The sequence below is a fragment of the Massilia sp. Masssp94 genome, from assembly GCF_059491305.1.
This window is the reverse complement of the sequence record NZ_CP168501.1, coordinates 3,094,760-3,110,875: the sequence shown is the minus strand read 5'-3', so window position 1 is coordinate 3,110,875 and position 16,116 is coordinate 3,094,760. Positions and strand designations below refer to the sequence as shown.

The 16,116-nt window shown below is 67.1% G+C and carries 8 protein-coding genes; 5 read left to right on the top strand and 3 right to left on the bottom strand.

Annotated features, from left to right (window positions below; translation table 11 throughout):
• Positions 1–153: 153 nt before the first annotated feature.
• Positions 154–639, top strand: coding sequence for an SRPBCC family protein (locus tag ACEN9G_RS13835; protein WP_413336818.1), 486 nt, complete (start codon positions 154–156; stop codon positions 637–639).
• Here ACEN9G_RS13835 and ACEN9G_RS13830 read toward each other — a convergent pair whose 3' ends face one another.
• The 3 genes from ACEN9G_RS13830 to hemE form a co-directional block, all read right to left on the bottom strand.
• On the bottom strand, positions 640–2,076 hold the full coding sequence (locus tag ACEN9G_RS13830; RefSeq protein ID WP_413336817.1) for a dihydrolipoyl dehydrogenase: 1,437 nt from the start codon (positions 2,074–2,076) through the stop codon (positions 640–642).
• A gap of 70 nt (positions 2,077–2,146) precedes the next feature.
• Positions 2,147–4,153, bottom strand: a complete 2,007-nt coding sequence (locus tag ACEN9G_RS13825; protein WP_413336816.1) for a primosomal protein N' — start codon at positions 4,151–4,153, stop codon at positions 2,147–2,149.
• Positions 4,154–4,715: 562 nt separating this feature from the next.
• A complete protein-coding gene (gene hemE, locus ACEN9G_RS13820; protein ID WP_413336815.1) occupies positions 4,716–5,798 on the bottom strand; it encodes a uroporphyrinogen decarboxylase in 1,083 nt (360 codons plus the stop codon).
• 143 nt (positions 5,799–5,941) lie between these two features.
• Here hemE and ACEN9G_RS13815 point away from each other — a divergent pair, with 143 nt between their 5' ends.
• The 4 genes from ACEN9G_RS13815 to ACEN9G_RS13800 all read left to right on the top strand — a co-directional run bounded on the left by ACEN9G_RS13815 (position 5,942) and on the right by ACEN9G_RS13800 (position 16,113).
• Positions 5,942–7,885 carry a dipeptidyl-peptidase 5 gene (locus ACEN9G_RS13815; protein ID WP_483126709.1) on the top strand — a complete coding sequence of 648 codons (1,944 nt, stop codon included), beginning with the start codon at positions 5,942–5,944 and terminating at the stop codon, positions 7,883–7,885.
• Positions 7,882–12,054 (top strand): SNF2-related protein, encoded by a 4,173-nt coding sequence (locus ACEN9G_RS13810; protein ID WP_413337541.1) that lies wholly within the window; start codon positions 7,882–7,884, stop codon positions 12,052–12,054. Before ACEN9G_RS13815 ends, ACEN9G_RS13810 begins: the two co-directional genes overlap by 4 nt.
• Positions 12,055–12,198: 144 nt before the next feature.
• Positions 12,199–14,055 (top strand): DUF885 domain-containing protein, encoded by a 1,857-nt coding sequence (locus tag ACEN9G_RS13805; protein WP_413337542.1) that lies wholly within the window; start codon positions 12,199–12,201, stop codon positions 14,053–14,055.
• A 3-nt stretch (positions 14,056–14,058) separates the two neighbouring features.
• A complete protein-coding gene (locus ACEN9G_RS13800; RefSeq protein ID WP_413337543.1) occupies positions 14,059–16,113 on the top strand; it encodes an NHL repeat-containing protein in 2,055 nt (684 codons plus the stop codon).
• Positions 16,114–16,116 lie beyond the last annotated feature (3 nt).

Below are 16,116 nucleotides of genomic sequence, written 5' to 3'. Positions count from 1 at the left end.
ATTGTAGCGAAGCTGGGAGCTCATGCGTAACGTTCGTGTCGAATCCACGACGCCGCTTGAGTAAACCGCAAGCCGCCTCCACATGTGCCTTTTGCATCGGTCCTGCGCCGCTTACGCTAAGATGGGCCTTGCAGCGCCAACGAGGAATACAACATGAAATTTGAACACCTGATCGAGATTAACGACCCGCTGAATCCGCTGGCCGACACCATGACACGCGAACAACTGTGGCGCGGCCTCGTGCTGCGCGCCGAAGATCCGAAGATGTTCGTGCCGCACCTGGACGAATGCACGATCAGCGAGCGCGAATGCGGCAGCTTCATGCGCCGCCTGCGCTACGGCGACCTCGTCATCGACGACAAGGTGGTCCTGCACCCGCTGCACGAAGTGCGCTACGAAGTGCCGGCGCAGGGAGATATTGCCCAGTCGCTGCTGACCATGACCATCGAGGCGCCGTCCGAAGGTGTGCTGTGGGTGCGTTTCCTGTACGACGACGGCAATGCGTCGGCGACCGACGAGACGGGCCGCATGTACGAGGATTTCAAGAAGTCGGCGTATCAGGAAGCCGACATCGATACGATCAAGATCGTGCGGCAGCTGGCGTCCGAAGGGAAGCTGGACGCTTCGCTGCTCAACTGATCAGGTTCCCGGCTCGACCGAGTCGGGATCGATATCGCTTTCTCCCTTCGCGAGATTGGCGGCGAGATCCCGCAACGCCGTGCGCACGCCCTCCTCGATCACGGGGTGGTAGAACGGCATCTCCAGCATCTGGTCCACCGTCAGGCGCGACTGCACGGCCCAGGCGAGCAGGTGGCCGATGTGTTCGCCGCGCGGCGCGATCATCTCGGCGCCGAGGAAGCGTCCCGTGCGGTATTCGCCGTACACGCGCAGCATGCCCTTGTTCTGCAACATGACGCGGCTGCGGCCCTGGTTCTCGAACGACACCTGCCCCACCGCGAACTTCGATTTGCCCGGCGCGCACAGGGCCTTGTAGCTGGCGCCCAAGGTGACGATGTTCGGTTCCGTGAACGCGGCCGTCAGCGGCGCGCGGCGCAGGCCGGGGCGGATGTCCGGGAAGCGGCCGGCATTGTCGCCCGCGATCTTGCCGTGGTCGGCCGCTTCCGGCAGCACGGGGCGCTCCTGGTTGGCGTCGCCCGCGATGAAGATGTGGCTGTTCCCGCACTGCATGGTGCGCGGGTCGAAGACCGGCACGCCGCTGGCGTCGAGCGCGATGCCGGCGTTTTCCAGGCCCAGGTCGTGCACGTTCGGCGTGCGGCCTGCCGCCTGCAGCACATATTGAAAGCGTTCCGTGATCGCCTCGTCATGGCGGCCCGTCGTCAGCACGACGTCGTCGCCGTCCTGTTCCGCTTTCAGGATGCGCGACTGGAAATGGATGTCGAGTTCCTCGCACAGCACGCGCGACGCCGTCCTGAGCACGACCGGATCGGACAACTGTGCCACGCTGCCGCCGCGCGCATACACGCGCGTGCGCACGCCCAGCCGCGCGAGGGCCTGGCCGATTTCCAGGCCGATGACGCCCGTGCCGATCACGGCCACGGACCGCGGCAGGTCGTTCCAGTAAAACACGTCGTCGCTCGTGATCACGCCGGGGCCCACGTTTTCCAGCGTCGGCAGGCGCGTGGGGCTGGACCCGGTGGCGATGACGATGCGGCGGGCGTCGATCTCCGTGTGGTCGTCGACCTGCAGCGTGTGCGGATCGACGAAGCGGGCATGGCCGCGCACCTTGTCTTCATCCGGCATCGCGTCGACGCCTTCGACCACGAAGCCGACGAAGCGGTCGCGTTCGCGCCGCACGCGCTCCATCACGGCGACGCCGTCGATGCGGGTCGTCCCGGGATGGACGCCGAACTGGGGGGCCAGGTGCAGCATGTGGGCAGCCTCGGCGGCCGCGATCAGGAGTTTGCTGGGCATGCAGCCCACGCGCGCGCACGTGGTGCCGTACACGCCGCGTTCGATCAGCACCGTCCGCGCCCCCTGCGCCTTCGCGGCGCGGTAGGCGACGAGGCCGGCGGTACCGGCGCCGATCACGGCGACATCGACCTTCAGTTTTTTCATCTGACCTCCGGGAAGTTCACGAGCGTGACGATACGCTGTTTTCAAGAACTCGGCTTGGACGTGAGTAATTTCAGATGTCGAGCGGATCCACCTCGAGCGACCACCGCACCCGCGACTTCATCGCCCGCAGCACGTCGACCCACTCGGTCAAAAACGCCTGCAGCGCCGGCCGCGAATTCGATTCGACGAGCAGCTGCGCGCGATCGACGTTGTGCACGCGGGTCATCGTCATCGGGATCGGCTCGTTGATGACGACCGTGTCCGACGGCACCGCGTCGCGCGCCGCCCCGAGGAATTCGATCGCCGTCGCCAGCTCGGGCGCCTCGGCACGCAGCAGCGCCTGGTACATGTAGGGCGGCAGCGCCGCCTGGTGACGCTCTTCCAGCAGGCTGCCGGCAAAGCGGTCATAGTCGTGCCGCATCACGGCGCCGTACAGCGGATGCTGGCAGTAGCGCGACTGGATCAGCACCTCGGATTCCAGTCCGGCGCGACCGGCGCGGCCCGCGACCTGCATCAGCTGCGCGAACAGCCGCTCGCTGGCGCGGTAGTCCTGCGAGAACAGCGCCGTGTCGGGATTCAGCACGCCGACGAGCGTCAGCCTTTTGAAATCGTGGCCCTTCGCGACCATCTGCGTGCCGATCAGGATGTCGACGTCGCCCCGGTGCACCGTGTCGAACGCCTCCTGCGCGCTGCCCTTGCGGCGCGTGGAATCGGCGTCGATGCGCAGGATGCGCGCGTCCGGGAACAGCGCCTGCAGGCCTTCCTCGATGCGCTGCGTGCCGCGGCCCAGCGGCTGCAAATCGATGTTGCCGCAGGTCGGGCACGCGTGCGGAATACGCAGTTCGAGCGAGCAGTGGTGGCAGCGGAGCCGCCGCTCCGGACGATGCAGGACCATGAACGCGGTGCAGCGCGTGCAGTTGCTGATCCAGCCGCACGCCTCGCAGCACAGCACGGGCGCATAGCCGCGCCGGTTCAGGAACAGCAGCGACTGTTCTCCCCGTTCCATGCGCAGGCGCAGCGCCTGCATCAGCGCCGACGTGAGGCCCTCCTTCGGCTTGTCGCGCTCCATGTCGATGAGTTTCACGCGCGGGAGCACGGCGTCGCGCACGGCGCGCTCGCGCAGTTCGAGCCTGCGGTAGCGGCCCGTCTGCGCGTGGTGCCAGCTTTCCAGCGACGGCGTCGCGGAGCCCAGCACGATGGGGATGCCCAGTTGGCGCGCGCGCCACACGGCCAGGTCGCGCGCCGAATAGCGCAGGCCTTCCTGCTGCTTGTACGACGGGTCGTGCTCCTCGTCGATCACGATCATCTTCAGATTCGGCAGCGACGCGAGGATCGCCAGCCGCGTCCCGAGCACGATGCGCGCGCGGCCCGTGTGCGCGGCGAGCCAGTGCAGCATGCGCTCGCCTTCCGAGAGACTGCTGTGCAGCGTGGCCAGCATCACGCCGGGGAAGCGTGCGCGGATGTTCGCTTCCAGCTGCGGCGTCAGGTTGATCTCGGGGACCAGGATCAGGATCTGCGCGTCTTCATCGCGCGCGAGTACCTGGGCGCACGCCTGCAGATAGACCTCGGTCTTGCCGCTGCCCGTGACCCCGTACAGCAGCAGCGGACTGAATCCTTGCGCGCCGCCGATCGCATCCGCCGCCAGCTGCTGGGCCGCGTTCAGGACGGGCATATCGGCCGGCGTGGGATCGTGGGCGTCTTCGACCTTGTTCAGTTTTTTCAGCGCCCGGTCCAGCGCCACCGTCGTCGACAGCCGCAGATTCTTCGGCAAGCCCGGCATCGCCACCTCGCCCAGCGGCCGGTGGTAGTACGCGGCGGCGAAGCGCGCCAGCGCGATCCACCGCTCCGGCAGCGGGGACAACTGGCTGCGTACGGCGAGCGCATCCTTCAGCTTGTCGGCCGGGACGTCCGTCTCGTGCTTGACCGCGACGATCAGCCCGACCGCCTCGCGCCGCCCGAAGTTCACGAGCGCCAGTTGCCCGACTTCCGGCTCGCTGCCGGGTTCGCATGCCCAGCGGTAGTCGAACAGGCTGTCGAGCGGCGTGTCGAGCGCGATTTGCAGGATGCAGTGGGACAATCCGGTACCTTGTCGAGAAGCTGTGGAAAACTGTGGAAAACTTTGTGGAAAATGGAAAAGTTGACCGTGGAGAAGGTTTACGCTAGATCAAAACGTTAGGAAATTCTCTACATAAAGTCTGAAATTTTCGCTATAAATTCAATGACTTACGATTTTCCACTTTGAACGGGTGAAATATCCCATCGCTTGCGCGCTTCTGTGCATAACTGTGCCTTTCCGGTGAAAAACTTGAGCGCAGTGCAGCAAATTCTTGATACAACACTTGAAGAAAACTCGTAAACCACGGTAAACCAAGCACTTTTCCGGATTATTCACAGAACCTGTGCATAACTTTGTGAACAATAGGCTGACAGCTTCGGTGGATAACTGGTCACTCCTCTGGGAGCACCTCGCCAGGCCGCCCTTGGCCCAGCATTAAATCCAATAAAATCAATCACTTACCATATTTTGGCGGGCACTGTACATTTCTACAGTCCACGCTGATCGAATCCGATTTTTTGTGAATAAGTGTGATTGCCTGCCACCGTGCTGCACAAAATGCAGCACGGCTGCTGTGGAACGATCAGGCGGCGCGCTGGCGGCGGCTGAAGTCGTGGACCGCGTCGACCATCGCCGTCACGGATTCCGGCGGGGTGAATTGCGAGATGCCGTGGCCCAGGTTGAACACGTGGCCATGACCCGCGGACGGCGTGCCGTAGCTGGCCAACGCCTTTTCCACTTCGGTGCGGATCTGGTCCGGGCCGGCGAACAGGATGGCCGGATCGAGGTTGCCCTGCAGGGCGACGCGGTCGCCCACCTGCGCGCGGGCGCGGCCCAGGTTGACGGTCCAGTCCAGGCCCAGCGCGTCGGCGCCGATATCGGCCATGGCGTCCAGCCACAGGCCGCCGCCCTTCGTGAACACGATGGCCGGGATGCGCACGCCATCCTTTTCACGCTGCAGCTTCGCGACGACCTTCTCCATGTACGCGAGCGAGAACTGTTGATAAGCGCCGTCGGCCAGCGCGCCGCCCCACGAGTCGAAGATCATGACGGCCTGCGCGCCCGCGTCGATCTGGGCGTTCAGGTATTGCGCGACGGCTTCCGCGTTGATCTCCAGGATGCGGTGCATCAGGTCCGGACGCGAATACAGCATCTTCTTGATCGTGTGGAATTCGCGCGAGCCGCCGCCTTCCACCATATAGCAGGCCAGGGTCCACGGGCTGCCGGAAAAGCCGATCAGCGGCACGCGGCCGTTCAGCGCCGTGCGGATCGACGTCACGGCATCGAACACGTACTGCAACGAGGCCATGTCGGGCACGCGCAGGGCGGCGACATCGCTTTCCGTGCGCACGGTGCGCTCGAATTTCGGGCCTTCGCCATCCTCGAAATACAGGCCCAGGCCCATTGCGTCCGGCACGGTCAGGATGTCGGAGAACAGGATCGACGCGTCCAGCGGATAGCGGTCGATCGGCTGCAGCGTGACTTCGGTCGCGAAGTCCGGATTCTTGGCCAGGCCCAGGAACGAACCGGCCTTCGCGCGCGTGGCGCGGTATTCCGGCAGGTAGCGCCCCGCCTGGCGCATCAGCCACACCGGCGTGTAGTCCGTCGGCTGGCGCAGCAGCGCACGCAGGAAGGTGTCGTTCTGGAGCGGGGCAAATTGTGGCATGGCTGACAATCCGTTCGCGGGTTGAGTGGGCAAACCTCTATTATCGCATCACTGGCCCCCCGTACCGCATCCGCGTGGACATACCCCCGCGCGGCAGACACTTATAATGGCTGTCTTCCCGCTGCCCGTCTCCAGAACCGACCATGACCGACACCACCCGCAAACAGGCCGCGCCCTGCGGCACCTGGACCTCCCCGATCACCGCCGCCGTCGTCGCGGCCGGCGCCACGCCGCTGTCGCAGGTGCTGCTCGACGGCGGCGACGTGTTCTGGCTGGCCGGCCGCGCCAGCGAAGGCGGCCGCAACACGCTGCTGCGCCGCCGCGGCGGCCAGGTCGACGAACTGACGCCGGCCCCGTTCAACGTCCGCACCCGCGTGCACGAGTACGGCGGCGGCGCCACGCTCGTCGCGGACAGCCACATCTGGTTCTCGAACTTCGCCGACAACCGCGTCTACCGCCTCGACCGCGCGGGCAGCGGCGAGCCCATCCCCGTCAGCGCGGGCGGCGGCGAGCGCTGGGCCGACTTCGTGCTGGACCGCGCGCACCGGCGCCTGATCGGCGTGCGCGAAGACCACTCTGCCGGCGGCACGTATCCGGATAACACGCTGAGTGCACTCGGCGCTGACGGCACGGTCACCACGCTCGTCGACGGCAACGATTTTTATTCGTCGCCGCGCATCTCCCCCGACGGCAAACACCTCGCGTGGCTGAGCTGGGACCATCCGCGCATGCCGTGGCAGGGCACCGAACTGTGGCTGGCCGAGATCGGCGACGACGGCACGCCGCTGGACGGCCGCCTGATCGCCGGCGGGGCAGACGAAGCGATCGTGCAGCCGGAATGGTCGCCGGACGGGACACTCCACTTCGTGTCCGACCGCAGCGGCTGGTGGAACCTGTACCGCTACGAGCACGGCGTCGTGGATCCCGTGTGCCCGCGCGCGGCGGAATTCGGCGGCCCGCACTGGGTCTTCGGGAACAGCATGTACGGCTTCCGCTCGGCCACGGAAATCGTCTGCACGTTCATCGAAGATGGCGTGAGCAAGCTGGCACGCCTCGATGCGCGCAGTGGCCACCTCACACCCATCGCCACGCCTTACGAACAGATCAGCGAACTGAAGATCGAAGGCGACACGGTGGCGCTGCTGGGCGGCGCGCCCACGCTGGCGGCGGAAATCGCGTGCATCGATCTCGCGACCGGCCGGCGCGACGTGCTCGCGCGCTCGATCGAGCAGCTGCCCGACGTGAGCTATCTGTCGGTCCCGCAAAGCATCCGCTACCCGAGTATGAATGGGAGAACGGCGTACGCGTTCTTCTACCCGCCCACGAACAGGGATTTCGCGCCGCAGCCGGGCGAACTGCCGCCGCTGATGGTGATCGGCCACGGCGGCCCCACGAGCATGGCGGCCAGCACGCTCAAACTGGCCACGCAGTTCTGGACGAGCCGCGGCATCGCCGTGCTGGACGTGAACTATGGCGGCAGCACGGGCTTCGGCCGCGCCTACCGCGACCTGCTGAAGGGTCAATGGGGCGTGGTCGACGTCGAGGATTGCGTCGCGGGTGCCCAGCACCTCGTCGACAACGATCTCGTCGACCGCGAGCGCCTCGTGATCCGCGGCGGCAGCGCGGGCGGCCTGACGACCCTGTGCGCCCTCGCCTTCCACGACGTGTTCAAGGCCGGCGCCAGCTACTACGGCGTGTCCGATCTAAAAGGCCTGGACGCGGATTCGCACAAGTTCGAATCGCACTACAACGAATACCTGATCGCGCCGAAGGAAAGCGCCGACCGCGTCTACGCCGAGCGCTCGCCGATCAACCACACCGATAAACTGCACCGGCCGATGATCTTCTTCCAGGGTCTCGACGACAAGGTCGTGCCGCCGCCGCAATCCGAAGTGATGGTGTCCGCGCTGCGCGCGCGCGGCGTGCCCGTCGCATACATCACGCTGGCCGGCGAGGGCCACGGCTTCCGCAAGGCGGACAGCATCGTGCGCACGCTGGAAGCGGAGCTGTATTTTTATCTGCGCGTGTTCGGCATCCCCGTCCCCGAAAGCCTGCCAGCCGTCGAGATCGAGAATCTCCCTGCATGAGCGATGAGGTGTTACACGCGGTCGTGGAAGCCTGCGACGAGCAACGCAAGCTGATCCTCGCGCTGCTGGCGCTGGCCGGCGAGCCGATGGGACGGCGGCGCATCCACGAACACCTGGCGCCGCTGGAGGCCAGCGCGGGCGAGCAAAAACTGGCCGAGCCGATGGAGCGCCTGCGCGCCGATGGCCTGGTCGGCGAGTTGCCGTCGCGCGGCTACACGATCGCCGCCGATGTCGCCTGGCCCGCCATCCAGTGGGCGCTGCGCACGCGCCGGCTCAACGAGCTGCGCGAGGTCTACCAGCAGGTGACGCCGCTGCGCGTGGACTGGCAGGGCACGCCCATGCTGCGCAGCTACCGCCAGGGCGTCGCGCTGCTGCGTTTCGCCCTGCTCGCCGGCGATGGCCCGAAAGCCGTCGCGCCGCTGCTGGCCGCGTGCCTGCGCTGCCACGAAGCGGCGTACCTGCATCCGCTCGTCGACATCTGCGCGCGGCCGTTCGAGCCGGACCTGATGGAGCGCATCAACGGGCTTGTACGCGACGACGTGCTCGCGGTCCTCGTCAACCACGTGCAGCGCGAGCCGGCCAGCGCGCCCGCGATCCGCGCGTATGCGGAAGACCATGTGGCACAGGGCGGCGCATCGATGGCGCTGCGCACGGCCCTGGCGGAGCACCTGATCCTGTGCGGGCGCCTCGACGCGGCGGCCGACCTGCTCGTCGACCTCGACGAATCCGCCACGCTGTACTACCGCAGCGTGCTGCAACTGCTGCGCGGCGACACGGAACCCGCGCTGGCCGGCTTCGACAAGGCGTTGAAAGCGCTGCGGCGCGAGACGGGCAAACGCAAGGCCATCTTCGAGGGCATCGGCGGCCATCTGTACGTGACGGCGCTGCTGAGGAGCGCCGACACCAGGCATGCGAAGGCCGTGGAGTCGTATCTGGACAGCGCCACGCGCGCCGTGCAAAGCCACGATACGGCCGTGTACCAGCAGTTGTCGATGCTGCGCCAGATCCGCGGCGGCACGGTCGATGCGGAGGTGCTCCCGTCGCGCAACTGGGAGACGAGCCTGCAACCCGTGATGTTCCGCGCCCTGCTGCACTGGTGGCTCGGCATGCCGCAGCTGGCGGACCAGCGCGCCATGCTGGAACAGCAGTTCGAAGAAGCGGGGAAAGCGGGCTTCGACTTCATCGCGGCGCAGATCGCGTCCGTGCTGGGGCAGCTGGGCATGGTCGGCATCGACAAGCAGGCGATCGCGCTGCGCCAGCGGCACCGCTTCGTCGACCTCGCGCTGTGGTTCGAGCGCGAGCAGCCGTGGGAGCGCCAGCTGAACGCCCTCATCAACCTGCAGCCCGCCGTGAACGTGGAGGTGGTGAAGGAATCGCGACTCGCGTGGCTCGTGAGCTGGGACGCGCACCTCGGCATCCGCGCCATCGAACCGAGAGAACAGAAGCGCGACGTGCAGGGCGGCTGGACGCGCGGCCGTCCGCTGGGCCTCAAGCGTCTCGCGGAAGAGGCGGCGGAGCTGGACTTCCTGACCGCGCAGGACGTGCAGGTCGCCAGCAGCATCGGCGCCTACCGCTACTACAGCGGCACGGGCACGCGCTACGAATTCGACCTGGACAAGGCCGTGGCCGCGCTGGCCGGCCACCCGCTGCTGTTCTGGATGGATGCGCCGGGCACGCGCATCGAACTGCTGCCGGGCGAGCCGCAACTGGTCGTGCGCGCCGGCGGCGGCAAGGTCATGATCACGCTGGTGCCACCCTTGCGCGAGCAGCAGGGCGAGGTCGTCGTCACGAAGGAGACGCCGACGAGATTGCGCATCGTGCGGGTAAAAGACGAGCACCGGCGCATCGGCGCCATCGTCGGCGACGGGCTCGAAGTGCCGCTGGAAGCGGAGAAGCGCGTGCTGCAGGCGATCAGCGCCATCTCGTCCATCGTCACCGTGCAGTCGGATATCGGCGGCAGCGCGGCGGACATCGAGCAAGTGACGGCCGATCCGCGCCTGCACATCAACCTGCTGCCTTACCAGCAGGGCCTGCGCATCCAGGTGATGGTGCGGCCGCTGCCCGATGCGGGCCCCTACTTCCGCCCGGGCGACGGCGCGGAAAGCGTGATCGCCGACGTGGGCGGCGTGCGCACGGAAGCGCGCCGCGACCTGAATGCCGAACGCGAGGCCGAACGCCAGCTGCTGGCCGACCTGCCGGCGCTGGAGCACGCGGAAGACGAGCATGGCGAATGGCTGCTCGCGGCGCCGATCCACTGCCTGGAACTCGTCGTCCAGCTGCAGGAACTGGATGCAGCGAAGGTCGTCGTCGCGTGGCCCGAGGGCGAATCGTTCCGCGTGTCGAAGAAGATCACGTCGAAGTCCGTGCGCCTCCAGATCCGGCGCGACAAGGACTGGTTCGCCGCGAACGGCGAAGTGCAGGTCGACGAGAACAAGGTGATGGACCTGCGCGAGCTGCTCGCACGCGTGCGCGAGGACCGTTTCATTGCCCTCGGCGACAACCAGTTTCTCGCGCTCACGCACGAGCTGCACCGCCGCCTGATGGATCTCTCTGCCTACAGCGATGCGGACCAGGAGGCGCTGCGCTTCCACCCGCTCGCCAGCTTCGCGCTGGAAGAGATGGCGCTGGAAGCGGGCGGCGTCGACGCGGATAAAGCGTGGCGCGCGCACCTGAAGCACATGCAGGAGAACGCCGAATACCGGCCGCAGTTGCCGAACACCTTGCAGGCGGAGCTGCGCGATTACCAGGTCGAAGGCTTCGAATGGCTGTCGCGCCTTGCGCACTGGGGCGTCGGCGCCTGCCTCGCGGACGACATGGGCCTCGGCAAGACGTTACAAGCGCTGGCGCTGATCCTGTCGCGCGCGCCGGGCGGGCCGACGCTCGTCGTGGCACCGACGTCCGTCGCGACGAACTGGCTGGCGGAAGCGGAGCGCTTCGCGCCGACGCTGAACGTGAAGCTGTTCGGGCCCGGCGACCGCGCCGCGATGCTGAAGGACGCTGGACCGTTCGACGTGATCGTCGCCAGCTACGGCCTGCTGCAGCTGGAGTCCGCGCTGTTCGACGGCATCCGCTGGCACACGATCGTGCTCGATGAAGCGCAGGCCATCAAGAACGCGTACACGCGCCGCTCGGCCGCCGTGATGGCGCTCACGGGCGATTTCAAAATGGTCGCCACCGGCACGCCGCTGGAGAATCACCTGGGCGAGTTGTGGAACCTGTTCCGCTTCATCAATCCGGGCCTGCTCGGGACAAGCGACCAGTTCCAGCTGCGCTTCTCCGGCCCGATCGAAAAGGCATCGGACAAGCGCGCGGAACTGGCGGCGCGCACGCGCCTGCGCCGCCTCACGCAGCCGTTCATCCTGCGCCGCACGAAGGCGCAGGTGCTGTCCGAACTGCCGCCGCGCACGGAGGTCAATCTGCCGGTGCAGCTGTCGGAAGAAGAGACGGCGCTGTACGAATCGCTGCGGCGCGAAGCGCTCGAACGCATCGCCGCACTGGAGGCACCGCAATCGCAGAAACAGATCCAGATCCTGGCCGAGATGATGAAGCTGCGCCGCGCGTGCTGCAATCCCGCGCTCGTCGCGCCGGAGAGCGGCATCCGCAGCAGCAAGCTGGAGACGTTCGCGCGCCTCGCGGATGAATTGCTGGAAAACCGCCACAAGGCGCTCGTGTTCAGCCAGTTCGTCGACCACCTCACGCTGATCCGCAAGCATCTGGACGAGCGCGGCATCCGCTACCAGTACCTCGACGGGAGCACTCCAATGCAGGAACGGAAGCGCCGCGTGGATGCGTTCCAGGCCGGAGACGGCGACCTGTTCCTGATCTCGCTGAAGGCGGGCGGCGTCGGCATCAACCTGACGGCGGCCGATTACGTCATCCACATGGACCCGTGGTGGAATCCGGCCGTGGAAGACCAGGCCAGCGACCGCGCGCACCGCATGGGCCAGCAGCGGCCCGTGACGATCTACCGGCTGGTCGCGCGCCACACGATCGAGGAAGGCATCGTCGACCTGCACCGCCACAAGCGCGACCTGGCCGACAGCCTGCTGGAAGGGACGGACGTCGCCGCGCGCCTGTCGCCGGCGGACATGCTGGCCATGCTGCAGGCGGGGCTCGCAGGGTCGTCGGGCCCGCGTCCGCCATCCGTCGAAGAGTGGCAAACCGGGTGAGGATGCATGCCGTTGCGGGCGCGTTGGCGACGGATCACGTCACGACGCGCGCGTGACGTATTGTTTCAGACGCCCGCAAAAGCGCCAAATGATGCTAATCTGACGCCCCCCATCTGGCCCATCCATAAACCAGGCAGATAGAACATGATGAAATCGAAAATCGCACTGGCCGTCCTGCTGACCAGCGTCGCACTGGCGCCGGCGAGTGCGCGTCCCAAGACGCATCACAAGGCGGCCAGCACGGCCAAAGCCAAGAGCAAGCCGAAGGCCAAAGCCGCCGCCAAGCCGGTACGGAAGGCCGCCGCGCACGTCGCCGCCGCCACGCCACAGAACCGCAATGACCGCTACATGGACTCGCTGTCCATGCAATTCGTGACCGCGCTGTGGCGCATCGATCCGGAAGACGGCATCTACGTCGGCAAGTTCGACGCCGCGGCGAGGCTGACGATTCCCGACGCCGCCACGCGCGCGAAAAAGCTCGCGTTCATCGACGAGTGGCTCGACAAGTTCGGCAAGCTGAACGCCGACAAACTGTCGCCGAACCAGCGCACCGACCTCGCCGTCCTCCTCAACAAGCTGAATTACGAGCGCTGGCAGCTGACCACGTTCCGCGAGTTCGAATGGAACCCGGCCGAGTACAACGTGGCGCAGACGTTCGACCTGATCCTGACGACGGAATACGCCGCGAAGGCCCAGCGCCTGCGCACGATCCTGAAACGCCTGGCCGAGGTGCCGGCGTACTACCAGGCCGCGCAAGCGTCCATCGTCAACCCGACGCACGAACACACGCAGCTCGCGATCCAGCAGGCGCCGGGCACGCTCGTCGTGCTGGCGGACCTCGGCAAGGCCGCGCAGGAATCGATCCTGACGCCGCAGGAGAAGGCGATCTTCGCGCAGCGCATCGCGAACGCCGGCACGGCGGTGGTGGCGTGGGTCGACTTCCTGACGGACCTCGACAAGTCGCAGGGGCAGATGCAGAACGCGCGCTCGTTCCGCATCGGCAAGGACCTGTACGAACAAAAATTCGCGTTCGAGATCCAGTCCGCCAGCACGGGCGAGCAGACGTATCGCAAGGCCCTGGCCGCGCGCGACGAACTCCTCACGCGCATGGACGGCCTCGCCGACCAGTTGTGGGACAAGACGATGGGCGCCGCCGCGAAGCCCGCGGACCGTTATCAAAAAATCGGCATGGTGATCGACAAGCTCTCGCTGCAGCACACGACGCCCGCCAACTTCCTGCCCGAGATCCGCCGCCAGATCCCGCAACTGCAGGAGTACGTCATCAAGAACAACCTCGTGACGATCGACCCGAGCAAGCCGCTCGTCGTGCGCGAGACGCCGCTGTACCAGCGCGGCGTGGCCGGCGCCAGCATCGACGCGCCGGGGCCGTACCGTCCGAAGGATAAAACCTATTACAACGTGACGCCGCTGGACGGCCTCACGCCCGAGCAGGCCGAAAGCAGCATGCGCGAGTACAACAACTGGATGCTGCAAATCCTGAACATCCACGAGGCGATCCCCGGCCACTACACGCAGCTGATGAACGCGAACCGTTCGCCGTCGCTGGTGAAGGCGTTGTTCGGCAACGGCGCCATGGTCGAAGGCTGGGCCGTGTACGGCGAGCGCATGATGCTGGAATCGGGCTATGGCGACAACGCGCCGGAGCTGTGGCTGATGTGGTGCAAGTGGAACCTGCGCAGCGTCTCCAACACGATCCTCGACTACAGCGTGCACGTGCTGGGCATGACGCGCGAACAGGCGATCGACCTGCTCGTGCGCCAGGCGTTCCAGACCCCGCAGGAAGCGGCCGAGAAGTGGAAACGCGCGCAGCTGTCGTCCGTGCAGCTCTCCAGTTATTTCAGCGGCTACAGCGACATCATGGAACTCCGTGAGCGCCGCAAGGAACAGCTGGGCGAGCGCTTCGACCTCAAGCAATTCCACGACCAGTTCCTCGGTTACGGGAATGCGCCGGTGAAGATCATCGGCCAGCTGATGCAGTAACGCGTGAAGCGCATCACGATCGTCGCGGCGCTCGCGGGCGTCGCCGTGCTGGCCGGCGGCGCGGCCCTGTACGTCTTCAACGCGCGCCAGGATGCGACGCCGGGACGCGCGTTCTGGCGTCCCGCCGACGCGCCGACCAGGCCCGCATGGTCCGCACGCGTGACGCCGCTGCCGGACCGCTTCGGCGATCCGTTCGGAACCGTCGTCGATGGCCACGGCAACGTGTTCGTCGCGGACGGTGGCGACTGCAGCTGCATCCGCCGCATCGCGCCGGACGGACAGGTGACCCTCTTCGCCGGTGGGCACGCGGGCTTCGCGGACGGTGTCGGCGCCGCCGCGGCATTCGACACGCCATCGGCGCTGGCGATCGACCGCCTCGGCAACCTGTACGTCGCCGACACGCACAACAACGCGGTCCGCAAGGTGGCGCCCGACGGCAGCGTGAGCACGCTGGCGGGCAGCGCCGCCGGCTTCGACGGGCCGGTCGGCGTGGCCGTCGACCGCGACGGCAACGTGTATGTGGCCGACACCTACAACGACCGCATCGGCCGCATCGGCAAGGACGGCGCGGTGACGACGGTGGCCGGCAGCGGCACGCCCGGCCACCTGGACGGCATGGGCACCGCGGCCGGATTCGACACACCCAGCGCCATCGCGGTCGACAAGCACGGCGTGCTGTTCGTCGCCGACACGGGCAACAATGCGATCCGGCGCATCGACAAGAATGGCGAAGTGACGACGCTCGCGCGCGCGCCCGAGGACGAACAGCGTCCGCTGCTGCGGCGTCCCGTCGCGCTGGCACTGACGCATGACGGCTACCTGTATGCGAGCGGCGCGGGTGGGCGCATCCTCCAGTTCGACCCGAGCGGGCAGTATCACGCCCTGCCGGACGTCGACCACCCCGAAGGTGCGAGCTATGCGAGCGACGGCAGCGTGCGCCTGTATGCGCCGCGCGGCATCGCCGTGAAACGCGACGGTGCGCTGGTGGTGGCCGATGGCCAGGCGCAGCAGATGTTCGTGCTGGCCCCGCCCCAACCGGGCACGCCACCCCCGCAGGCGCGGCCGCAGGTACTGCCCGCAGTGGCATCGATGCCCTGGCCCGTGGGCCCGCAAGCGGAACCGCACGAAGTCGTCGGCGTGCTGGGCGAGGTGCGCGGCAGCTACGATGGCGAAAACCGCGACCACTTCCATGCGGGCCTGGACATCCGCGCCGACGTCGGCGCACGCGTGCTGGCGGTCCTGCCGGCGACGGTCGGCGATCCGTATCCCAACTGGGCGTTCGGCGAACTCGGCGAAGGCATGAGCATCGGGCCGCTGTCGTACATCCACATGCGCGTGGGCCGCGACGCCAGGGGCAATGCGCTCGATCCGCGGTTCCAGGTGCTGCGCGGCGCGAACGGCAAGCCGGAACGCGTGCGCATACGGCGCGGCACGCGGTTCGCCGTCGGCGACGCGCTCGGCACGATCAATCCGATGGCGCACGTGCACATGGAGTACTACCCCGGCGGCCGCGCGGTCAACGCGCTGGCCCTGCCCTTCGTCGGCCTGCGCGACACGGTGCCGCCCCGCATCCAGAGCATCGCGCTGTACGATGCGAGCGGCCAGCGCCTGCCGCGCAAGAAGGGCCAGCGCCTGCACGTGGCGCGCACGCTCGGCGCCCTCACGATCGTCGCCGCCGCCTACGACCAGATGGACGGCAACCTGGCGCGCCGCCGCCTCGGCCTGTACAAGCTGGGCTACCAGCTGCTCCATGCGGACGGCAGCCCCGTCGCCGGATTCGAGACGCCGCGCATCACGCAGGTCTACGACCGCCTGCCGCGCGAGCGCGAAGCGGTGAAGCTGCTGTATGCGGAAAACAGCGGCATCACGGTCTACGGCAGCAAGGCCACGGTGTTCGCTTATGCCGTCAACAACACGCTGCACGATGGCGTGGCACTGCCCGGCACGTGGAAGGTGGACGGTCTCGAGCCGGGCGATTACGTGCTACGGATCTACGCGGCGGATTTCGCGGGACAGGTGGCGCTGGAGGGGCGGGATCTGCCGATCACGGTGGAATAAGCA